This is a genomic window from Gemmatimonadota bacterium, from assembly GCA_040388625.1.
Taxonomy (GTDB): domain Bacteria; phylum Gemmatimonadota; class Gemmatimonadetes; order Gemmatimonadales; family Gemmatimonadaceae; genus Fen-1247.
The window spans coordinates 413,758-435,702 of the sequence record JAZKBK010000002.1 but is presented as its reverse complement, the minus strand read 5'-3'; the positions used below and the strand labels follow the sequence as shown (position 1 = coordinate 435,702).

The 21,945-nt window shown below is 59.9% G+C and carries 16 protein-coding genes and 1 pseudogene; 8 read left to right on the top strand and 9 right to left on the bottom strand.

Features of this window, described 5'->3' with window-relative positions:
- Positions 1-20: 20 nt before the first annotated feature.
- Complete coding sequence (locus tag V4529_05625) at positions 21-875, bottom strand: ATPase, T2SS/T4P/T4SS family (protein MES2357805.1); 855 nt, start codon at positions 873-875, stop codon at positions 21-23.
- Between the two features lie 805 nt (positions 876-1,680).
- Here V4529_05625 and V4529_05620 point away from each other — a divergent pair.
- Positions 1,681-2,460, top strand: coding sequence for a hypothetical protein (locus V4529_05620; GenBank protein MES2357804.1), 780 nt, complete (start codon positions 1,681-1,683; stop codon positions 2,458-2,460).
- Between the two features lie 375 nt (positions 2,461-2,835).
- Here the strand turns inward: V4529_05620 and V4529_05615 are convergent, their stop codons facing one another.
- The 3 genes from V4529_05615 to ligD form a co-directional block, all read right to left on the bottom strand.
- Positions 2,836-8,631: an RHS repeat-associated core domain-containing protein gene (locus V4529_05615; protein MES2357803.1), complete on the bottom strand. Its 5,796-nt coding sequence runs from the start codon at positions 8,629-8,631 to the stop codon at positions 2,836-2,838.
- A gap of 518 nt (positions 8,632-9,149) precedes the next feature.
- Complete coding sequence (locus V4529_05610; GenBank protein ID MES2357802.1) at positions 9,150-10,160, bottom strand: ATP-dependent DNA ligase; 1,011 nt, start codon at positions 10,158-10,160, stop codon at positions 9,150-9,152.
- Between the two features lie 29 nt (positions 10,161-10,189).
- Complete coding sequence (gene ligD, locus V4529_05605) at positions 10,190-11,137, bottom strand: non-homologous end-joining DNA ligase (protein ID MES2357801.1); 948 nt, start codon at positions 11,135-11,137, stop codon at positions 10,190-10,192.
- Between the two features lie 167 nt (positions 11,138-11,304).
- On the opposite strand from ligD, the gene V4529_05600 reads away from it, so the two are divergent.
- Together V4529_05600 and V4529_05595 are read left to right on the top strand one after the other, a co-directional pair.
- Positions 11,305-13,137, top strand: a complete 1,833-nt coding sequence (locus V4529_05600; protein ID MES2357800.1) for a M28 family peptidase — start codon at positions 11,305-11,307, stop codon at positions 13,135-13,137.
- 89 nt (positions 13,138-13,226) lie between these two features.
- Complete coding sequence (locus tag V4529_05595) at positions 13,227-13,568, top strand: dihydrofolate reductase family protein (GenBank protein MES2357799.1); 342 nt, start codon at positions 13,227-13,229, stop codon at positions 13,566-13,568.
- Here the strand turns inward: V4529_05595 and V4529_05590 are convergent.
- Positions 13,480-14,202, bottom strand: coding sequence for a DUF4397 domain-containing protein (locus V4529_05590; protein ID MES2357798.1), 723 nt, complete (start codon positions 14,200-14,202; stop codon positions 13,480-13,482). The genes V4529_05595 and V4529_05590 overlap by 89 nt on opposite strands.
- 165 nt (positions 14,203-14,367) lie before the next feature.
- Here V4529_05590 and V4529_05585 point away from each other — a divergent pair, with 165 nt between their 5' ends.
- Both V4529_05585 and V4529_05580 read left to right on the top strand, forming a co-directional pair.
- A complete protein-coding gene (locus V4529_05585) occupies positions 14,368-14,787 on the top strand; it encodes a GntR family transcriptional regulator (protein MES2357797.1) in 420 nt (139 codons plus the stop codon).
- A complete protein-coding gene (locus V4529_05580) occupies positions 14,780-15,745 on the top strand; it encodes an SPFH domain-containing protein (protein MES2357796.1) in 966 nt (321 codons plus the stop codon). Before V4529_05585 ends, V4529_05580 begins: the two co-directional genes overlap by 8 nt.
- A 77-nt stretch (positions 15,746-15,822) precedes the next feature.
- Here V4529_05580 and V4529_05575 read toward each other — a convergent pair whose 3' ends face one another.
- Positions 15,823-16,182, bottom strand: coding sequence for a hypothetical protein (locus V4529_05575; GenBank protein ID MES2357795.1), 360 nt, complete (start codon positions 16,180-16,182; stop codon positions 15,823-15,825).
- A 338-nt stretch (positions 16,183-16,520) separates the two neighbouring features.
- Between V4529_05575 and V4529_05570 the strand changes: the two genes are divergently transcribed.
- A complete protein-coding gene (locus V4529_05570; GenBank protein ID MES2357794.1) occupies positions 16,521-17,882 on the top strand; it encodes an aspartate aminotransferase family protein in 1,362 nt (453 codons plus the stop codon).
- A gap of 112 nt (positions 17,883-17,994) precedes the next feature.
- A complete protein-coding gene (locus tag V4529_05565) occupies positions 17,995-18,147 on the top strand; it encodes a lmo0937 family membrane protein (GenBank protein ID MES2357793.1) in 153 nt (50 codons plus the stop codon).
- 82 nt (positions 18,148-18,229) lie between these two features.
- On the opposite strand, the pseudogene V4529_05560 reads toward V4529_05565, so the two are convergent.
- The 3 genes and pseudogenes from V4529_05560 to V4529_05550 form a co-directional block, all read right to left on the bottom strand.
- Positions 18,230-18,364: pseudogene (locus V4529_05560) on the bottom strand (DinB family protein).
- Positions 18,365-18,375: 11 nt separating this feature from the next.
- Positions 18,376-18,723: a hypothetical protein gene (locus tag V4529_05555; GenBank protein ID MES2357792.1), complete on the bottom strand. Its 348-nt coding sequence runs from the start codon at positions 18,721-18,723 to the stop codon at positions 18,376-18,378.
- On the bottom strand, positions 18,720-21,206 hold the full coding sequence (locus V4529_05550) for a penicillin acylase family protein (protein ID MES2357791.1): 2,487 nt from the start codon (positions 21,204-21,206) through the stop codon (positions 18,720-18,722). Before V4529_05550 ends, V4529_05555 begins: the two co-directional genes overlap by 4 nt.
- A gap of 172 nt (positions 21,207-21,378) precedes the next feature.
- Between V4529_05550 and V4529_05545 the strand changes: the two genes are divergently transcribed.
- Positions 21,379-21,912, top strand: a complete 534-nt coding sequence (locus V4529_05545) for a sigma-70 family RNA polymerase sigma factor (GenBank protein MES2357790.1) — start codon at positions 21,379-21,381, stop codon at positions 21,910-21,912.
- Positions 21,913-21,945 lie beyond the last annotated feature (33 nt).

Sequence of the window (21,945 nt, the reverse complement as noted above, 5' to 3'; positions counted from 1 at the left end):
CTGAAAGAGATCAAGGCAGCCTAAACTTGGTGTCCATTAAAGCGGGTCAAGTCCATCTTCTCGGATTGGATGTCACGCCGGCGCAGAGCACTGTAGAGCGTCGTAGTCTTTCCGCTTCCCGTCGGCCCTGTGACGAGCACCATACCGTGAGGGCGATCGATCGCTGCAATCATGTCATGCAGAATCGAGCGTGGCATCCCGAGTGCTGTGAGATCTACTGGCCGGCTGCCACGATCGAGGAGACGCAGTACGACGCTCTCTCCGTAAACGGTTGGGACGGTAGATACTCTGAGATACAGTTCCGTATCTTCCACGCGTACGCGGATTCGTCCATCCTGAGGACGACGACGCTCGGAGATATCAAGATCCGCGAGAAGCTTGAGCCGAGAGACAACTGCCTCATGCAACCGTCGAGGTGGCTCTATGGTTGGAGCGAGCACACCGTCAACGCGTACTCGCGCCGTCGCTCCTCCGCGCGTGGATTCAATGTGGACATCGCTGGCACCGGCCTCGTACGCGTCGTGCAGCAGCGTGTTGACGTACCTGATGACTGGCGGCTGATTGGCAATCTCACGCACGTCCGCGGTTCCTTCATCGCTGCCAGACGTCACGTCAGAACCATCACCGGCATGCGCGGTGGCGCGTTCGATCATCCGCTCGAGATCATCGTCGTTGGTATCGCGCGTGACGATAATCCGGCCGTAGATATCGCTGAGCTCCGGTATCGCCTCCAGGAACGCACCGGGCGCGACTGCCACGATCAACTTGCCATCGTCGCCCAGTTTATCTGGACACACACGATGATGCAGCAAATACTCTCGACTCACGCCAGTAGCAGCGAACGACTCCACAGCAACTTCGGAAACCGATAGCACGGGTAGCCTCGCAGAACGCATTCGCAATCGAGTAATGCGCAGACAACATTTACGATTTGGGCTACAACGTACGTATCCCTGCTTGCCAAGCAAGTGCTAATTCCGGCCAGCATATGCGAATTTCGGCCACGAAACTGGCCATAAACTGCTGCTTTATGGCTAGCTGATCATGTTTTTGAGCCGCTGCAGGGTTGCATTGCGGGTGACGGTATACTCGGATCTGCTTTGACTGCACTGCACAGTCGGGAGTGGTACGCCGACGGATATCGTGCACGGGACCAGTGAAATACGTGGGGGAATGACCTCCTTCTGGTGACCCGCACCGATCTTTGATTAGCGGTTGCGAGCCGGCGTGGATGGGTCATCTCTCGCGTTGGCTGGAATTCGCATACCTTGGCCGAAATTCGCATGCCGTGAACTGGAAGGAAACCACGCCCGACTCTTCTGCCGCCAGTTACGACGCGGCAGTTGCTTCTGCCTCAGTTCGAATTCCGGGAAGGGCGTTGGCGTTGAATACCCGGTCGTTCATCGGCGATAGGTTGATACGAATTTCAACCTTGGCGACCAAACCCTTCGTCTGCTTGCCTACCGCATCTTATGGCGGGCCGTCAACCCAATCCCGGGGTTCTCTTCGTGGGGAACGCCAGGCCGACGCGGGTTCTTACCGTTGGAATACGAACGATGTAGTATTTCTCCAGGTGCAAGAACGCGATTTCGTAGCACGCATGCGTGTGGTGTATCGAGCGTGACCCATCCTCGCTCGTTGCATCCAGGGAGCCCCGAATGTGACAGGATCTAAGCTGACTTGAGATACGTCGTATTTCTGTCGCCAGACACGCTGGAAACAGTGTCAGCAATCGTCGCTGGATACGGCGGCAGTATCGATTCCGTACCGGATGCGCGCCGGCTCCTGACCGCGATCGCTTCGACAGATGGCGACTGTCTCGTCATCGATCCGTCTTTGATCACGGCCGCGATAGCGGAGACGATCGTCGTCACCCTGTCCAAATTCCCGCGTCCGGTCGTCGTCTCGAGCGCCATCACTCCGGTGGCGATGGACAGCGCGGTGATTCTGGCCGAGCGCACTCAGGCGCGATTCGTCTTCCGCGGGGTGCCAGCCGAGCACTCGCTGCTGGAGCGGGCGTTGCTGCTGACGCCGGACGTGAAGCTGAGCGCGGCGTTGCTATCAGGGATCGAAGCGCAGATGGCCCGCCTCACGTCGGTCATACGGGACAGGCTCAGAGACGCATTCATGACGGGGGATGGCGCTCGTTCGCTCGACGCACTGGCCGCGATGACCGCGCACACACGCCGCAGTCTCGAGCGGCATCTCGCCGATGCGGGCTTCGTGTCGGGGACGCGACTGCTGGACGCGGTGCGGATCGTGGCTGGTTACACGGCGATTACGAGGTCGACGGTGCCGCTCGAGAGCATCGCGCGCATGCTCGGTTGTATGGTGCGGACGATGGACGCGCAGTTCGTGTTGATGATTGGTGTTACGTGTAGTGGGTTACGGGCGGAGCCGATGGCGGTTGAGGAAGTGGCGGGGCGGATTGCGCGGCGATTGACGGATCGAGAGAAGTAGATGGAAGTATGGCGCGGTATCCCGCTCCACGTCCAAAAATGCTACGCCATTCGGACCAGGAATCCGGGACAAGACCGATGTTACAACGTTCAAGAAGATAGATATATCACCAGTACCAAAGTGATGAGGTTACAGACTTGGCTGATAGTGAACCAGATCCAGAAAGTACGAAGATACGGACGCGCAGCTGGCGAGTAATGCGACGGCTTCAGTATGTTCCACAGCGGTGAAGGGGAATCACCTTCCCCGCCAGTCTGCGCTGGCGTGATGTCTATCCGATATCGACGCAGAGGTTGGTAGGAGAAGAACATCCCGATACCGGGGATGACTACCAAGGCAATACAAGCGATCACACCCATATTCTTGCTCGACTCATCATTGTGGACGTCCACTCGCAGCGTTCATCTCGTTGATACCTTGGTCTATCCAAAGTCGTATCGGCTGCATGACAGCTTCTTCGAAATCCGTAAACGTCAGAGTCTTCGTGTAAGTGCGATCAGCTTGCGACCCAATGAGGAGTAGCGGCGACCCTAACTGCGGCCCAAAGCCGCCTGTGTACGTCGAGCCCAATTGGTTTCCAGAATAGGAGCCGGAGATGCCCCACACTGAAGCGCCACTACCGTTTGACCACCCTCGAAACGAAGATAGGTTTGTGGATGAGCCCAATGCTATTCCCGCGCCGACTGCTCCTCCGAAGCCGCCTCCGACAGTAGTGTAAATCCCAGGCCCTTCATTACTCCATAGGATGAGCCCAACCCCTCCTGTTGGCCCCGCACCAATAATACCCGACCCATGAACTCCAATAAAGTACACACGGTTACAGAAGACGCACCCGGGATTCGCGCCTTTCAATGTCGCGTGCGGTACCTTGGACGGTCCCCGATTGTGGTAAAGGTCACTGGCAAACTGGCAGTAGATTCCGCAACTGTTGTATGCATTCATAATGCTTCCGCCAAACATACCACTCGGATCGCTGCCGTTGATCGGGTCGTCATCCGCAAAGGTATACGGATTCACTCCGCCAGCAAACCCTGCAGGATCCTCGGACATGAATCTGCCGAGCGAGGGATCATACCATCTGGCTCGGACGTAATACAACCCTGTGTACTCGTCATGATGTAGCGACTTCCACAGCAAGTTGCCAGCTTGCCCTACACCAACCGAAGGAACGCCCCAGTCGTCGTAGCTCGCTGTCATCGTGATCGTCGTACCTTCGTACGCACCCAGAACACTTCCGCTCTCATCCAGCTTCAGGTAATCGATCCTAGTCGGAGTCGTGGCACCCGTGATCACACCATAAGGGTCGTCCACACCTGGGTTATACAGGTATTCGGCTACGCGCTGCTCCCCGTTCGCTGCATTGAACTCGCCTAGCAACTGGCCGCGGTCATAGACCCACACGCGGTCAAGCGAAGAATCGAGCGAGCGAAGAACGGGCTGACCATATGCATTGTAGTCGTAGTGCACTATAAGCGGCGAGTCGCCCAGGCCGTCGTTATAGTACACGTCGGTGAGCCGACCATCGGAGCTCCAGGTGTACTGATGATCCTCGCCGGTGCTGGAGTTGTACTTCCGGATGATATTTCCGTCCAGATCGTGTGTGTACGTGAACCCGTTACTCGTAAGCACCCGGTTTCCCGTATCGTATGTTCCGCCTTGAGAAGTCCGATTCCCTTCGTTGTCATACGTATAGACGTTGGGCACGGAATGGCCGGAACAACTGCCCCACGTCATACCGGAAATCGTATCGGCCACGGCCGTCGTGCATCCTACAAGGATCTGTGTCTGCGCAAGCCTACCGAGCGAGTCATAAGCGAACGAAGTTCCGTTGCCCGGGCTCTGGAAAACGGTGGCGATCTGGTTGATGCGCAGCAAGTGATCGTACGCTTGGCTGCGGTTCAAGTTGGTCAGGCTGGAAGCCGAGAACTGCGTCCACTCAACTGCATGGCTCGGAAGGAATAGCGTATTCAAAGTTCCGCTTACATTGGTTGTCGCCGATTGGAGTCGGTCAGACGTATATGAATACGTCATCGTACTGAATCCATCGTTGTAGGAGCTTACAAGACCGGTCGTGGTATCAGCATACAGGTATCGTTTTCTAAACGTTACCGATGGGGCGGTCGTCGTAATCACCGTGCTGTCAACGCCAGCCCAGGAGCTCAAATCTCCATGGATCACCTGGAACCGCGTGCCGTTGACATGCGTAGTTACAGTATCAGCACGCCCCAGCGTACTTGTTCCAAAGTGCACGCGCAGCGAGTCGGTCTCGGTCGCGTTCCATGCGGTCACGCCGTGTTCATCCGCGTTGTACGCGAAGGTATCAGTGCTGGTGCTGTCACCGGACTTGACCAGTAATCGGCCAAGCCGATCGTAGGTACGGTCGATTCGTTGCCCTCGACGGTTCGTCTCGCTTGTCAAGCGGCCGCTCGCATCGTACCTGTAGTACGTGCAATGGCCCGTAGGATCGCATCGATCCGTTGCCCAGCCAAGCGCGTTGTAGTGTGTGGTGGTGTGGTTGGAGTTCCTGTCAATGACTGTAGTGGGCAACAGGCCGTCGAAGACAGTTTGTACCGTTGTTCCGGACCCGCCCTGATACACGGCAATCTGTCGGTTCAGGCTGTCGTATGCAAACGTGACGGAGCTATCAACACCATCAATGTAAGACGCTGTCCTTCCATGCGAGTCCAATATTGCGTGAACGATCGAGCCGACGGCGTTGGTAACTGAATCAGCGTTTCCCCAAACAGCATCGTAACCGTAGTGCGTAGTGTGACCCGCCTCGTCTCGAACGCTCAGAACCCGCCCAAGCGCATCGTACGTGTATCGGAGTACATTGGGAGTCGGACCGACATGGCGTACCGAATCGGCGTTGCCATTACTGCTATTCAGGAAGATCCGCTCGCCCGCCCTTCCGCCACCCCAGGTGCTATCGGACTGGGCAAATACGCCGTAACGAATGTGAACCGTGCTGTGTCCAGCTTCGCGCACTGCTGTTATGAGCCCGTTGGAATAGCTTGCGGAATCGACACTTCCATTCGGATGATGCAGAACAGTCGCGAATATTCCGCTGCGCTCGACGGTCGTCGTGTGGCCTATGGGATCCACTACGCTGAGGACCTGCCCCCAGCGGTCCGGTGTGATGGTGGTAGTGTCATTGGTGGGGCTGATGATGTGTGCAACGACACTGGAGGGCGGAGTGAGTTGTGCCGGAGTGATCGCCGTGGTGTCGGACGGTACCCCGACTGCCTGCCATGATGAGAGGCTCGTGGTTGGAATACCCGTCGTAGTTGACCCGCCACCCGCGTCAAGCGGCACCGATGGGCTTACGATCTGCGAGAGTTTCCACGCCGTGTCGTAATTATAGGTAGTAGTGTTGCCACGTCGGTCGGTAATCGTGTGAAGCCTGCCCGATCCGTCGTAGCCATAACTGTCGTAGCCACCATCGGGGTCAGTTATACGAGTCAGGTAGCCGTTGGCATCCACGGTAACGTTCGTCGTTCGACCATTTGCGCCGCCGGTTTCGGTGATGCCGGCGAGTCTGCCGTTTCCATCATAGGAGAGCGCGAGATATGGCGCTGATGTAGAACTCCCACTCGAACGCATGGGCTCCGTGATACTCACAAGGTGGAAGCCGTCGCTTCCACCGTACTGGAATGTTGTCTGGCGCCCCAGTCTGTCGATCGCTGCCGTCATAAGACCACTTGCATTGAATAGCACTCTTGAGCCGTCTGGATATGCGCGCGTCCATACTGAACCGTTGAGCGTTAGCGTGCTGAAGTCAGGTGCCATTGCGCCGTCGCTGGCAAAGTAGGTGGCCGATCCGTCTCCGTTCCTTGCCATGTAGCCCGACGCGCCACCACCTCCTTCCGGCTCGTACGATAGCTGCTGCAGACCAGCAATCGCCCATCCTCGGGCAATCTCCGATGACTGATCGTTTACGAGCATGAGCTGCGTCTTGACCGATGTAACGTCACTCTCGTCGTTTGCATAGTGAGCGGTGACGACCAGCGTAACGGTGTCGATCATTGTCCCATAGCTCGACATGTCGATCTGGCCTGCGAGCCGGTAGGTAGTGCCGGGCGAACTCGTGCCGGCGAATGTTAGCTTGGTCTCTCCATTAACGAATGGAAGATTGACCCCGAGCCGCTTCACTTCCAGCGTATAGCTACTGACGGCAGCAGGAGCTGAAGGAACCGAGACGTCGGCGTAGATGAATGGTCTTGGGAATGCACGATCACTGTTATAGACCAAGGTCACACTTCGCGGCGTGTCGAGTGTGTAGTATGGTACCGTGCTCCGACTCGCCGTCATTGCGAAGCAGGAAGCCACGCAGAGGCTCATGTCCTGATCGTCATTATTCATGAATGCCGTCGAAAGCGAAAGACGCGAACTCACGTTGACAGTGCCTGCTGCTGTCGATTCATACGTATTCACGAGCGTCTTGTACGCACGGAGGCTGATCTGCCCCGTGCCGGCAGCTCCCTGCGTCTGAAACGATACACTGACAATACTGTCGGCGCCCTGCGCTACCGTGACCGACCCCGGTGCGGAGCAACTGGTCAGCGGCGCAGTGCAACCCGTGATCTGAAGCGTGTACGTGATTTGACCGGAGGTGCCTACGTTATGCACGTTGAACGTGTACGTTCCACTTGAGTTTGTCTGAGTATTCAGACTTGCCAGCACTGGACTTACCTGCACGGTCGGTGCGAGCGTAACGACCTGGACCGATCCGTCGTCGGCATAGGTCGGCCCCCATGTCGCGGTGACGGTCGCATGCAAACTGACGCTTGCGTTCTGACCCGCGCCGAGCGTTGTAAAATCGACCGGCGCGTCGAAGGCCGTGTCGTTAGGCTGAATCGTGACCGATCCATACCGACTGGTGCAAGCGTTGCCAACCGTCCCCGTGCACGTCGCACTCAGGATATATTGCGCAGCCACATTGCCCGCATTATGGACCTTGAAGAGGTAGTTGGTCGATACGTTCGCCTCGTTGTAAGTCGTCGAGCCGTCCGGCGTTACCTGAACCGCCGCCGTTCGTATGTCCGGCACGTTCACGCTGTCGCTGTTCTGGCTCGTGTATACGTGACCCCAGCTGTCTGTGAACGTAGCCGATAGGGTCACAGTTCCAGTCCCGCCTGCTAGGTTGCTGGCCGCCGTGGCAACGACGTTTGCCGTCCCGGGACTGCTTGGGGTAATGCTTACACTCGAGGGGCTCGGCGTCGTACCGCAGCTCAACGCGCCGGAACAACTGGACACCAGTGAGTAGCTAACGGGACTCGTATTGTTACCCGTCGCATTGATCGTGAAGCCATACGTGGCGCTCCCGCTCGGGTTGGGAGGCGTGGGCGCTGTCTGAGTAGCAACAGATACCTTCTCGGACAGGATTACTATCGTTACTGCCTCGCTACCCGTTTCGCCAAACGGGGATTGCGCCGTCAGAGTGATCGTACCGTTCCCTCCACCATAAGCACCAGTCTGGAAGTTGAGCGTAGCCGTGGTCGATCCGTGTGGGGCGACGGATACCGTTGTGGAGGGACTGACGGTACACACATAGGAATTGAGATTGCCGGTGCAACTGGGAGTGAGCGTGTACTGTGCCGCGGTGTTGCCATTATTGGTGATCGTGAAACCCGGGTCGTTCGTACTTACACTTTCAGCCGTCCACACAGTAGGACTCGCAGTCACCGATGGCTGGGCGCTCTCCATCGTCACGTTGAGTGTGGCGGAAGTGTTGTTCCCCGATCCCCAGTTCACCAGCATCGTGATCTGGCCCGTACCCGTGGCTGCCGTGTGATACGTCACGGTCGCGGTTCCACTGCCGCCGTTCTTCGGTAACGAGACACTGCTCGGAGATACGGAGCACGTGTTCACCGCTCCAGTGCACCCGGTTATGGAGAGCGCAGCTACGGCGTTACCGGTACCGCTGTTCCCAAGAGAGAACGAGTATGTATGCGTACCGCTGCCTGTAACCAGAACATTGTCTGTCTCGGGAGAAACGGTCACGTTGGCGTCGCCGCCTATCATCGGGATGGCATTCTGTCCTGCGCCTGGCTTGGTGACCTGGGCCTGCAACGCCATGGGAGCGAGTGCCGAACTCAATGCGAGGATTGAGAGACAGATGCCGAATACCGAACGAAGCACGACAGGAGCAACACGAGAATTTGATCTCATGACGATACCGGGGGCGTGAGTGGATGAATCGGGTGAGAAGCCGGGAGCCGTGGTACCTCTCTCGTGGTGCTTCTCACTGATGTAGACGCGACTCGGTGACGCAGGAGATGCGTCCTGAGCGATGGGACCCGTGATGGCAGCATGACTGGCGGCTTAGGCACGCCGAGTGCCACTTCAACACAAATGCTAAATCGCGTCGGAACAACGACTTAGCTGTTATCAACCATCCGTTTGTCGCATTTTGTCGCGCGACAAGGTGCGACTGTCGCGCGACAAAATGCGACAAATGCTCGTTTCATATCGAGATTGGAGCGCTCACTTTTCGGTTCAGATTCCTGCGACCTGCGCTACAATGTGCCGTTGAGCGTTGACCGGGCAGCTCAACGTTCGAGCTTTACGCAACGTCAGCGTCGGATTTGCTGAAATCTCGGATCAGATATTGCTCTGAACTCCGTGGCTTCCCGCGCGACGTAAGGACTGTCCTGCTTGGGCGTGCCTCTTGACTCGGAACAGGAATCTTATCTCACTGGCGCGCGCAACATCCTCGACACATTCGCCACCGGCGGCTTTACCTGCTCCATCGTGCACTGCCGCGGTGCCTTGTCCGGGCGCCAGCGAACGAAGCTCGTTCCGTGCCGGAAGCGATCGCCGGAGAAGTGATCATACGTAACCTCCACGACGAGCTTCGGCGCCAATGGCTGCCAGTCCGCAGAGCGATCCGTGCTCCATCGACTCGGGCCACCTGGCTTCTGACCGGTGAACCCCGGTGGCTTGATGAGCTTCTCGATCTTCGGCAACAGCGCTTTTCTTTCTTCCACCGTGAACGACGACACGAATCCGATGTGATTGAGCAGGCCGTCGGAGTCGTAAAGGCCGAGCAGCAGAGATCCGACCACGTGACCCTTGGTTGCGTATCGGAAACCTCCGACCACACAATCGGCAGTGTGAATCCGTTTCACCTTGTGCATGCCGGTGCGATTGCCTGACTCGTACGGCAGATCGGTGCACTTTGCGACCACGCCATCCAATCCGGCGCGTCCCTCGAGCCAGCGCCGCGCGAGCGCAAGTGATCGCGTCGATGGAGACAGGCGCATGAAGGCGGATTCAGCGTCGAAGTAACGGTCCGCGAATGCTTCCAGCATCTCGCGGCGCTCCTTCAATGGCTCGTCGATCAGTGCCCGACCGCGCTCGCCGACGAGCAGATCGAACACGACATACATCGCCGGCGTCTCGGTTGACAGTTTCGTGACGCGACTTGCCGCTGGATGTATTCGCTGAAGCAACGCGTCGAATGAAAGCGCCTTATCCTGCGGAATGACGAGCTCGCCATCGAGCACGAACTTCTTCGCGCGGAGTTTGCCCAGTGCCGTCACGATTTCGGGGAAGTAGCGCGACAGCGACTTGCCGGCCTTCGATCGCAGCTCGACCTTCCCGCCATCCCGAAATGCGATGCACCGGAAGCCGTCCCACTTTGGCTCGTACTGCCACTGTCGTCCCGTCGGAAGCTCGGCGACGGACTGTGCCTCCATTGGCGCGTAGCTGTACTTGAGTGGAAGAGTCATAGGAATCTGTCCAGCTTCACACGCCCGCGTACGGAGAGCAGAGGCTTCCATAAATCGCCGAGCTCGGCGACACGTTCAGGAACTGTATTCATCCGAAACGCGTCGCGATCCACACCCCGCTCCACCTCGTCCCAGTTGACCGGAGTGGACACGGTCGCGCGCGGAGTCGGGCGCACGGAATACACCGACGCCAGCGTCTTGCCCCACGCGTTCTGGTTGTAGTCCACGAATACTCTCCCGTACGGCCGTTTGGCGATGATGTATTCCGCAGTTGCGATCTTGGGATGACTGGACGCGATGGTACGCGCCAGTTCTTTCGCGAAACTCCACACCTGCTTCTGAAGAGGGCCGCGCACGATGGGTACGTACACGTGCATTCCCGTAGCGCCGCTCGTCTTGACGAACGAAGGCATTCCAAGATGGTCCAACGCCTCCCGAACGATCAGCGCCACCTCCATCACGCGCGAGAACGACGCACCTTTCGCAGGATCGAGATCAAAATGCAGATAATCCGGCCGATCTACGTCGTCACAGCGTGCGTACCATTGGTTGAGATCGATACATCCGAGATTCACCAGCCACAGGAGCGATGCAACGTCCTGCACCATGGGAAAATCGATGACATTTCCCGAATCATGCTCGATTGCGCACGTTTCGATCCAGTCAGGACGCGGACTCGGTGCGCGCTTCATGAAGAAACATTTACCAGATGCGCCGTTGGGATAACGTTTCATCACCATCGCGCGATTGCGCAGGTGCGGGAGCAATGCCGGTGAGATGGCGAGGTAGTAGCGCAGGAGATCACCTTTCGTAATCCTGCGCGACGGCCAGAACATCTTGCGAAGATGCGTGAGGCGCACCGATCGCTTGCCGACGCGAAGATCCACGTCGTCCACGTCGCGTGGAATCTGTGATTGGCGCAAGGTTTTGGTTAACGTAGGCATGCAACATACCCTTGCAAATCGCTCGCCTGGGATCCCCCCCCCCGCGCGCGACCCTATCCGAGCAGCCCTCTCCCTGCTAACGTGTGACCAATACCGACACAGCGCCGGCACGGCTGCCGGCGTCCGCCAACGCACTCTGCTGCAACTCTGCCCCCGGGACCACTATTGTGACCGACCGCCCTCGCCTCGTTCGCTCCGCGCTCATCACTCTCTTTTTCGCGAGCGCAGCATCCGTCTCCGCTGTCTCCGCACAGCAGGCCGCACCGCGCTCCGATCGCCCCGTCTGGCCCGACGAGGGTCCGCGCACCTGGACGCCGCGCGCGACTGAATCCGCAATCACTCCGAACGATCTCCGCACTCGCCTCTACCAGATCGCCGACGACTCCATGCAGGGTCGCGATATCGGCGCACTCGGCGACTACAAGGCGACCGCCTACATCGCCGACGTGTTCCATCGCCTCGGTCTCAAGCCGGCCGGCGACAACGGTACGTACTTCCAGGATCTCCCCTACGGCGCGTTCGCGCTGCAGGGGCCAGCGCCGCGTCTCTCCGTCGGGAAGAAGACACTCTCCGCCGGCGCGCGATGGATTCCGTTGGCGCCAAGTGCCGCCACCGGTACCGGAGCAAGGGCTGAGCTCCGTAACACGCCGGTGGTCTTCGCCGGCCGCTTCGGCGATACAGTCACGCTCGATCCGGCTCGCTTCCGCGGCAAGGTCGCAGTGTTCGTGGGCGGCCCGCGTGTGCCGGAGAGCCAGGGTGTCCCTGCACGCGTCCCGAGTTGCGACTCTCTCCCGGATCGCTTCGGCGCCGATGCAGCCATCGCCGACGATGCGCGCAACCGCGCACGTGGCGTGCGGACCTTCGGGCGCCGAGATGAGCGCGCACTCGCGGCAGGCGCCGCAGGCGTGCTGTTCATCGAGCCCATCGACGCATCGGCGGCTGCCGCCCTAATGCATCCACGCGTCGGAATGCCGGTGAGTGATGCACTCATCGCCGCTCCAGCAGGCGCGGTGATCGACAGCGTGACCGCGCAGCAACTGTTCGGAAAGGCGCCGAGCCAGCTCGCAGTAGGCGACGCAGGCGCGACAGTGACCGCCAACTGGCGCTACAGCTTCAGCGTTTCCACGACTCCCGGCCGCAACGTGATCGCGATCCGCCCGGGCAGCGATCCCACACGCGCCGGCGAGTATGTACTGATCAGCGCGCACAACGATCATGTCGGTATGCGCCCCGAAGGCGTCGATCACGATTCACTGCGCGCCGTCAACATGGTCACTCGGCGGCAGGGCGCGAACGATCCGGTTTGCCGACCCAACGCGGCGCAGCAGCATGAGATCGATTCGCTCATTGCACACGCGCGCAGCATCCGCCCACCACGTCGCGATTCCATCATGAACGGCGCCGACGACGACGGGTCGGGTACCGTCATACTTCTGGAAGAGGCCGAGAAGTTCGCGAGCGAGCATCCGGAACGTTCCATCATCTTCGTATCGCACACCGGCGAGGAAGCAGGACTGCTCGGCTCCAAGTGGTTCACCGATCATCCCACGATTCCGCTCGATTCGGTCGCTGCCGCCATCAACATGGATATGGAAGCGAAGGGTCACGTCTGGCAGGTGAAGTTCGGTGGACCGAACTCGATTCAGATGCTCGGTGCACGCAGACTTTCGCGCGAGTTCGGCGACGTGATCGACTCGGTGAACGCCGTACGCCCCGAGGCAATGGCGATCGACAAGTCGTGGGATGTGCAGGCGAATCCGTGGAATCGGTTCTGCCGCAGCGATCAGGTGAACTACGTGCTGCATCACGTGCCGGTCGTCTACGCCTCCACAGGATATGCGCTCGACTACCATCAGCCCACCGACGAGCCGCAGTACGCCGACTACGATCACATGGCGAAAGTAGGCAACTTCGTGCACGACATCGCTCTCGCTGTAGCGGACCGTAAGAACAGGCCAGTGATCACCGGCGACGATCCCGCGTTTCCACGCTGCAGGTAACGGAGTTCACATGCGCAAGCTCATCGTATCCGAGTTCGTGACCCTGGACGGCGTGATTCAGGCGCCCGGAGGCAAGGACGAAGATCGGGATGGCGGATTCGAGCACGGCGGCTGGACATGGCCCTACTGACACGCTCGAGGCACCGATCTGGCGCGACACCACGATCATTCGCGACGACGTGATCGAGTCGGTGCGTCAGCTCAAGGAGCAACCGGGAAAGAACATCCTGACTGACGGAAGCAACCAGCTCGTCCACGATCTGATGAAGCACGATCTCGTCGACGAGCTGCACATGGTGCTGTATCCGCTGAGGGCTGGCCGGAAACGAGCCGACCGATCCGCTACCCGCGATCCGGTATCGCCAGCCACGAAACTGGAAGACCACCGCCGGCCGCGTCCATCAGCAGCACGCTTCTCGCCTGCCCATTAGTCAACGAGCTGGCATCGACGTCCAGCAGGACGTTCTTGGTGCCTGCGGCAGTTACGCGCAGACGCAGAATGCCGCTCGGAACTGGCGCAAGTATGTAGCCCGACGTGCCTTCGAACGTGATGTTGGAGGCGACCGGCGTCGTGAGCGTCGAATCCGCGCTAGTCAGATAGAAATCCACCGGGCCTGCAGACGGCGATGCATTGATGACTCGCAATCCCACCTGACCACTCGGAAGCGGCGACACCGTATCCGGCAGAATGAGCAATCCTGCACCGGTCGCATGCTGCGTCACGATCATCGCATAGACGCTGAGGTTCTGGACCAGCAGCTGGGTCGAAGCGATTGTCGTCGTGTCTGTCCCTGCGGTAATTCTGAACTTGCGAGCATTCGTGAGCGCATTGACATACACCGATGAACCGGAGTCGTACGGCTGCGGCCTCGACAGCGCACTCGTGTCATCGATGAACAGGTTCACCGTGGAATACCGTGGCGCCGCATTGATGAACTGAATGAGTCCCTGCGGAGCCGTATTCCCCGAAATTTTATCGAGTTGGCATCCGCTCAATGCAGTCACTCCAGCCAGGAGGCCGATGCTGGCAAGTGCCCGGAAACCCGGTAGTCGTTTGTTACGCATTAGCCCGAAGCGCTGAGACATTGAACTCTTGGTTAGTGACAGTGACTGTGCGACCCGAATACGCCGAATTGCGTCACATTCCGAGCCAGGCCGAACATTTACCCCTTTTCCCATGATCCGGATCGCCTCCACCTGACCGAAGTTCCCGTCTTGTTGGGTAGTTGTATGACTGTTATAATACAAGCATACATCATGTTCCAGATCGATCCGGGCAATCCTGCACCAATCTACGCGCAACTCGAGCGCGCAGTTCGCACCGCGGTGGCGGCCGGCTGGCTGGAAGCCGGCGACCAGCTCCCCACGGTGCGGCAGCTCGCCGTCATCCTCAAGATCAACGCAAATACCGTCGCCCGGGCTTATGCGGCGCTCGAGCGGGAAGGGGTCGTCGAGACCCAGCGTGGTGTAGGGACGTTCATCAGGCCGCACCCGGAAGGCTCCGGCGTGCGGAGTGCCATGCTCGCCCGCGAGCTCGAGGAACGAGCTGCGGGCTTCATCGCCGACATGTCAGGACTTGGATTCTCCGCTTCAGAAGTGATCGATCACCTGCAACGCGCTTACCAGAAGGAGGCGTCTTCAAATGGCTGACGACATTGGCATGGCACTCGCCACGATGCGCAATTCACGTAACAACAACCGACCGACGACGCGCGGCTCGCGCCTCAACATCGTCTCGGTCACGCTCCTGCTCGTCAGCATTGTCGTCGGCCTCGTGCTGAGCGCCGTGACGGTCTCGCCGTTTCCAGCGATTCTCCTGACGATAGTCGGCATCATTCTCGCCCAGGCTCCGCGAATCGCCCAGGAATGGGAGCGCGGCGTCGTACTCCGCCTCGGCCGCTTCGTCGGATTGCGCGGCCCGGGCCTGTTCTGGGTGACCCCGTTCGTCGAAACCGTCAACAGCTGGATCGACCAGCGGGTCATCACGACCGGCTTTGCCGCGGAGCAATCGCTCACGGCGGATACGGTTCCCGTAAACGTCGATGCTGTGCTGTTCTGGCTGGTACACGATCCGCAGAAAGCGGCGCTCGAAGTGCAGGATTACTTCAACGCAGTAACGTGGGCCGCGCAGACTGCACTGCGCGACATCATCGGCCGCACGTCACTCTCCGACCTGCTGCTGGGCCGAGAGCAGATAGAAGGCGAACTGCAAAAGCTCATCGACGAGCGCTCCAGCCCGTGGGGCGTCACCGTGCAGGCGGTCGAGATGCGCGATGTGCTGATCCCCGAATCGCTGCAGGATGCAATGTCACGCCAGGCGCAGGCGACTCGTGAAAAGCAGGCACGCGTGATACTTGGAGAAGCCGAAGTTGAGATCGCGGCGCTATTCGACAAGGCGGCGGTAACGTACGGCAGCAATCCGACCGCGCTGCATCTGCGCGCGATGAACATGCTGTACGAGGGACTCAAGGAAAAAGGCGCACTGATGATCGTCCCGAGCTCTGCCCTGGACACGATGGGCATGGGTGCGCTCGGCGGAACGGCGGCGCTGGGTCAGCAATTTCTGACGCAGCAACAACAAGCGGCGGCAGCGGCGGCGAAGCCGTAGAATCGAGGGAAGTCGTCTTTCAGGTCGTCATTCCCGCGAAAACGGGAATGACGATTGGGACGAACCGCGGTCGTTCGCTAGTGCGTCCCGGCGTGTCCAGCGACGCCCAGCCCGGTCGGCGGGTTTGACCTCGAGCGGCGATCGTCGCGCGTCGCATCGCGATCCGCCTGTGCCTGAGCCGGCCGGCCGGCACCAGCTGATTCCCGCCCCGTCCGCGACTGGCTCGCTCCGTCAGCATGCCTGATGTCGTGAATCAACGCGCAACGGAGACACAGATCTATCGTCCGGCTGCGGCGGCGGAAGATCCCGAACGGGGCGCCGCAGGCCTCGCATGACAGCGCGGCGAGCGCCATCAGCACGATCACGATGGGGCAAAGTATCAGCCCCATCATCACCCAATGGTCAGCGACAAAACCCGCGAACGTATCCAGTGTCATCCCCTCTTCCTCCGAACGCAGAGACTTGCAAGCTCCATCCCCATCACGCCAGGCACCTCTGAAAACGCAACTCTGTAACCAGTATCGGCCAGCCAACGGGAAACGAGCACTCACAGGTCAAAAATTCGGCCGCGCGGCCGAATCACCGCCAATCGGCTGCCGCGAGGGCGCCCGGCACTGTCCGTTCGCGAGGGTACCGAGCGCGTATCGAGCAACGGGTCGATGCGGGTCCGGTTCGCTCCAGACGGTGGATCGTGCATTATTGAGTGTGGCAAAACAGTGCCGGCCAGGCTAGCTCGGCGACCTCGCCAGAGAAACGACATCAAGGAGTTCAGCAGGTGACCACGATTGCACCGCGGCTCGACATGCCGCCAGTGAACCATACGCCGCGCCCGTATACAGGCCCGACCCGTGAAGCGATCCTGGAGATGCGCCGCCTTTACACCAATCCGGCCATCTTCACCACGTATCACGACCCCTTACTCATCGTCGAAGGGTTCATGCAGTACCTGTACGACGAGACGGGCAGACGATATCTCGACATGTTCGCCGGCATCGTCACCGTTTCATGCGGTCACTCGCATCCGGAGTTCGTGCGACGCGTTCAGGAGCAGGTCGGAACGCTGCAGCATGCAACCACGATGTATCTGCATCCCAACTTCGCGCAGCTCGCGAAGAAGCTCGCATCCAAGATGCCGGCCGGTCTCGACGTCACGTATTTCGTCAACGACGGAACCGAGGCGAACGAGCTCGCGATTACGATGGCGCGTCTGTTCACTGGAAACACCGACATCATCGCGGTGCGGAACGGCTATCACGGCGGCAGCCCAACGGGCCAGGGATTGACCTCTCACAGCACGTGGAAGTTCCCCGTGTCAGGCGAAGGACACGTGCATCACGCGATCAATCCGCATCCGTACAGGAGTCCGTTTACGGGAACGCCGGAAGAGATCGCGACGATGAGCGCACGCGACATACGCGATCTCATCAGATACTCCACGCCCGGAAAAGTCGCGGCATTTCTCGCCGAGCCGATCCAGGGAGTTGGAGGAGCAACGCACGGCGCGCCGAATTACCTGAAGGAAGCGTACGCGATCGTGCGCGAAGCCGGCGGTCTCTGCATCGCCGATGAAGTGCAGACAGGATTCGGCCGCACGGGCGACCATTACTGGGGCTTCGAGAACTTCGATGTGGTTCCGGACTTCGTGACGATGGCCAAGGGACTTGGCAACGGCGCGCCAATCGGCGCGGTGACGACGCGAATGGACATCGCGCGAACGTTGTCTCAACGCATCCACTTCAACACGTTCGGCGGGAATCCAGTGTCGATGGCCGCTGGACTGGCGGCGATGGACATCATAGACGAGGACGGCCTTCAGGAGAACTCGCGCGTCATCGGCGCACGCCTCAAGAAGGGACTCGAGCGGTTGCAGGAGTCATACGAGCTGATCGGCGACGTACGCGGAATGGGACTCATGCTCGGCGTCGAACTCGTCCGCGATCGTGGGACAAAGGAGCCAGCGAAGGCCGAGACAGTCGAGATTCTCGAGGCGACGCGCGAGCTTGGAGTGCTGATCGGCAAGGGCGGCCTGGATGGCAACACGCTCCGGATCAAGCCACCCATGTGCATCACAGCGGACGACGTCGATTTCGCGCTGGAGGTATTTGATCAAGCGTTCGCCAGGGTGGAAGGCAAGTAACACACGTCGGGAGGCGCGTGCGGCACGCAGATTCTTATCGCGTACTTAACGCGCCTTCCGGGCCAGTCAGTCTTACATTCACCCCTGCTTTTCGTGACATCCGGGGGATGACATGTTTCTGCTGGTCGCGCTCGTATTGTTGGTGTTGTGGGCCGTGGGGTTCTTCATCTTCCCCGCCGTCGGCGTACTGATCCACATCCTGCTGGTGCTCGCGATCATCGCGGTCCTCTGGCACTTCCTCACCGGACGCGGGATGCGCGTGTAGACGCACGTGTGTACATCATGACCAGACACGGATGAACTCTGTGGCACTTGTGTGCCAGGAAGCTCATCCGTGCTGTGCGGAACTACATCGGCTCGTCCGCGGATGGTCCGTATGATCCGGGCACTGGCACGCCGAGCAGCCGGTAGTACACACCGAGCTGCGCGCGATGATGCACGAGATGGTTGAGCATCACGCGACGGAGGGCAGCGCCTTTGGGCATGGTGAATATCACGGGCGCTCGAGCCCCGAGCCCAGCACCGCCGCTGCCCCGCAGAGCACGGCGGCGAACGCGACCGTGATGAGCACGAGAGCGAATGCAGGCAGCTGCATCACCGAGCCGACCTCCACGGCCACCATGCGCACGTCGGCCCCTCGCGCGGCCTCGGCGCCAAGTATGCCAAGCCAGCCGAGCGCGGCACCGAGTGCGGCGATGGTTCCGCGTGCGCGTGCGCGCCTGTCGATGATGCTGTAGATGAAACCAACGACTGGCAGACTCATCCAACCGAACACTACCGTCGCCAGTGCGCAGATCAGGGCGACGATCGCAAGGCGAGCCACATATCGCAGCACGATCACTTCATCGGCCTCAGTTTGAGAGTTGCGCTTGTCTCGCTTGCCGGAAGCTCCGCGCTCGTACGCGGGAACATCAGCGGCTGAAGCTTGCCGCGCTCCCAGAATGCGAGATGATCTCTGTACCTTGGGCTCATTGGATTGCCGCTCTGCCCGCCAGGAAACGTGCCCCATGCGTGAACTTCGGGCCCCATTTCCACAACCATTCTCCAGCTCGGGCCGTAATGCCCCGTTCCCGTTGACGGGGTCAACGTTCCAGTCCCACCGGGCACGGGAATACGGAGCGCGGAGAAGGCCGGAATGTGAAGCAGATGATAGATGTTCGCAAATCGAATCCTGTCCCAGCGCCAGCCCCCTGCATTCGGCGCGCCGTATTCCTTCGTGACACTGTCGTACGCGACAGCGAGACTCTGCGCCAGGATATCGTCGCGGTCTTCTGCAACACTCCGCGTCCGTCGGTCATCCCACCACGCGTTGCCTGGTTGTGTCAGCAGCTCCGCGAGCACAGCTGTACTCGGCGTCGCGACACGCGCGCCATTCTGATTCAGCTCATCCCAGGTGCGGTCGGATAACTCTCGCATCGCTGCTTCGAACAGGACCGCGCGTTGATTGTCCAGTGAGTAGCTGCGATTCCATTGCGCCAACAGCGTTGCTGCAGAATCGAGCGCTGCGTTGCTCCGCCCACGTGCGCGCTCCGTCTTCGCTGCGGCGATGAAATATGGCACGAAGCGATCGGCGCGCGTGCTACCCGGATCGGTCTGCCAGCGAATCATGTCGTCCGGTGTGACTTTCGCATTGGCGCGCAGCAGTTCATTGATTCTCAGTGCACGCCACACTTCGTAACCATGATCGGTGCCAAGGTATCCAAACTCCGATTCCGGAGTTTCAGGTTCCTGATTTGCCGACGCGAGAAATCCCTGCGGAGGGTCGAACGACTGTGGATACTTGTCGACCGGCCAGAATCCCTGCCAGTCGCTCGCCGAGGTCGATCCGTCGCGTATCGTCTGCCCGTCTCCGTCTCCGGGCCGGATGGGAAAATGCCCGGTGGAGCGAATCGCAATGGAGCCGGAGCGGTCTGCCACGAGCATGTTCTGCGCTGGCGCCAGAAAGTTTTGCGACACTGCATCCTGAAATTCACGCGTGTTACGTGCGTGCGACGCATCATACAGTGCCTGCAGCTCGTTGGACGGCTCCAGTACTGTCCACCGCATCGATACCCAGTGGCCGTGTTCGTTGGTCATCGGTCCGCGATGTGTGTACCGCACTGTATCGGTGTGGATCACACGTCCTGACTGATCGCGATATTGCTCGATGCGTCGTGAGAGCGGACGCCACTGTCCATCGAGCCTGTACCTTGCAGGATTGACGGAATCGTCGACGGTCTCGCGATAGAAGTCCATGACGTCCGCAGCTGTGTTCGTGAAGGTCCACGATACGTCGCGGTTGAACCCGATCACGACTGCTGGCGCGCCGGGAATCGTAACTCCGTAAACGTCGAGCTTTCCCGGCACTACGAGATGAACTTCGTACCATATGCTTGGAAGCGTCAGCTCCAGATGCGGGTCACCGGCCAGTAGCGCGTATCCGTCTTTCGTGCGCGCGGGCGACACCGCCCAGTTGTTGCTCGCGAATGCAGGCTGCGATTCGGCACCCGGATCGTCGGTCCGGAAACGCCGATACAACGACGACAACGCAATCGCATTGCGGTCTGGCGTGCCGGGAGCAACGATCGTCTCGAAACGGTCGTGCGGCGCTGTCCAGCCGGGTTGCGGCTGGATCGGCTCTTCGATGGGAGTGTGCTGCGGAAACACCGATCGCGCGGCGCTGTCACCGATGAGTGCGGCTGCGCGCACCAGCATGTGATCCGGATCGCCGGATGCGAGCGTCCATCCCATCCTGTTGAGCAGGTGAATGGAGTTGATCGAATGCCAACGCTCGGGCCTGGCGTTGAGCAACTTGTACTCTATTGGATAGTCGCGCGGTTTGAGCGAGTCGATGTATGCATTTACGCCGCTGGCGTACGCATCCAGGATCCTGCGCGATTCACTGTTCGGATCGACTGCCGCGAGCTTCTGCTCTGCTGCGCGCGGCATTCCGAGCAAGCGCGGTGTTTCATCCAGCTCTAGTGCGCGCGCTCCGACCAGCTCCGTAAGTCGCCCGGATGCCGCGCGGGTCTGGATGTCGAGCTGAAACAGACGATCCCGCGCGACGACGTACCCCAGGGCACGGTAGGCATCTTCTTCGGTAGTCGCGAATATGTGCGGAACGCCACGGTCGTCATAGCGAACGTCGACCGTGCCCTCGAGGCCGGGAATTGCGACGGTCGCATTTCGCGGCAGGACCGCGTTGCCCGCGGTGCCCCAAACCCCGCTCACAGGATCGAGCAATCCACCCATAGGCGGGAGTGGTCCGACCGGACGCATGCCGGCATAGACAGCGCCGCATAGCGCGACGGCAGAAAGTGCGAGTACGAGTGGTTTTGGCAGCACGATTGGAGTGCGAGTAAGATACAGCGCCGAGCCGGATTTGCCCCGGAGCGACCCTCAGTGAACGCTTTTCGGATAGCCGGCATCCAACCCCTCAGTCCACCGTGAGATTGGGGGCCGACGACCACTGTAACCTTGGGAGCTTTCCAGTACCACCATCCAGCGGTAGCGGCGCATGAGTGAAGCGCACCTGATCGCACGGGTGCTGGAAGGCGACCGGCTGGCCGGCCGCGAGCTGTACGACGCTCATGCCTCGAGAGTTTATCGGTTGGCGTATCGCATGACGTGCGACGAGGATATGGCGCGAGAATGCACTCAGGACACCTTCGTTCGTGCCTTCTCCAGGCTGAATGGATTCCGGCAGGAAGCGGCGTTCGGGACATGGATTCATCGAATCGCGGTGTCCGTCGTGCTGCAGGCATTGAGAAGCCAGCGTCGGCGGTCGGCTCGCTTCGTGGACATGGAAGAAGCGCGCGAGGTTGCCGCTGGCGATGACGGGCATGACGCCGAGCTGGCGAGCCGCCTTGAACGCGCGGTGGATGAGCTGCCGGAGATGTATCGCACACCGCTCATCATGCACGATCTGGAAGGCTATACACACGCTGCAATCGCTGACGCGTTGTCGATTGCGGAAGGAACGTCCAAGACACGCGTCGCTCATGCACGCGCAAAGTTGCGTGACACGCTGACGGCTTTGAGGGACCAATGACGTCCAGGGATGGAGAGAGGACTGCGATGGAAG

Bases quoted from the DNA above. Each gene is read 5' to 3' on its own strand.
- ligD (MES2357801.1), bottom strand. From the start codon at position 11,137: ATGCCTACGTTAACCAAAACCTTGCGCCAATCACAGATTCCACGCGAC.
- V4529_05610 (MES2357802.1), bottom strand. From the start codon at position 10,160: ATGGAGGCACAGTCCGTCGCCGAGCTTCCGACGGGACGACAGTGGCAG.
- V4529_05580 (MES2357796.1), top strand. From the start codon at position 14,780: ATGGCTGACGACATTGGCATGGCACTCGCCACGATGCGCAATTCACGT.
- V4529_05590 (MES2357798.1), bottom strand. From the start codon at position 14,202: ATGCGTAACAAACGACTACCGGGTTTCCGGGCACTTGCCAGCATCGGC.
- V4529_05595 (MES2357799.1), top strand. From the start codon at position 13,227: ATGGCGGATTCGAGCACGGCGGCTGGACATGGCCCTACTGACACGCTC.
- V4529_05575 (MES2357795.1), bottom strand. From the start codon at position 16,182: ATGACACTGGATACGTTCGCGGGTTTTGTCGCTGACCATTGGGTGATG.
- V4529_05545 (MES2357790.1), top strand. From the start codon at position 21,379: ATGAGTGAAGCGCACCTGATCGCACGGGTGCTGGAAGGCGACCGGCTG.
- V4529_05565 (MES2357793.1), top strand. From the start codon at position 17,995: ATGTTTCTGCTGGTCGCGCTCGTATTGTTGGTGTTGTGGGCCGTGGGG.
- V4529_05585 (MES2357797.1), top strand. From the start codon at position 14,368: ATGACTGTTATAATACAAGCATACATCATGTTCCAGATCGATCCGGGC.
- V4529_05615 (MES2357803.1), bottom strand. From the start codon at position 8,631: ATGAGATCAAATTCTCGTGTTGCTCCTGTCGTGCTTCGTTCGGTATTC.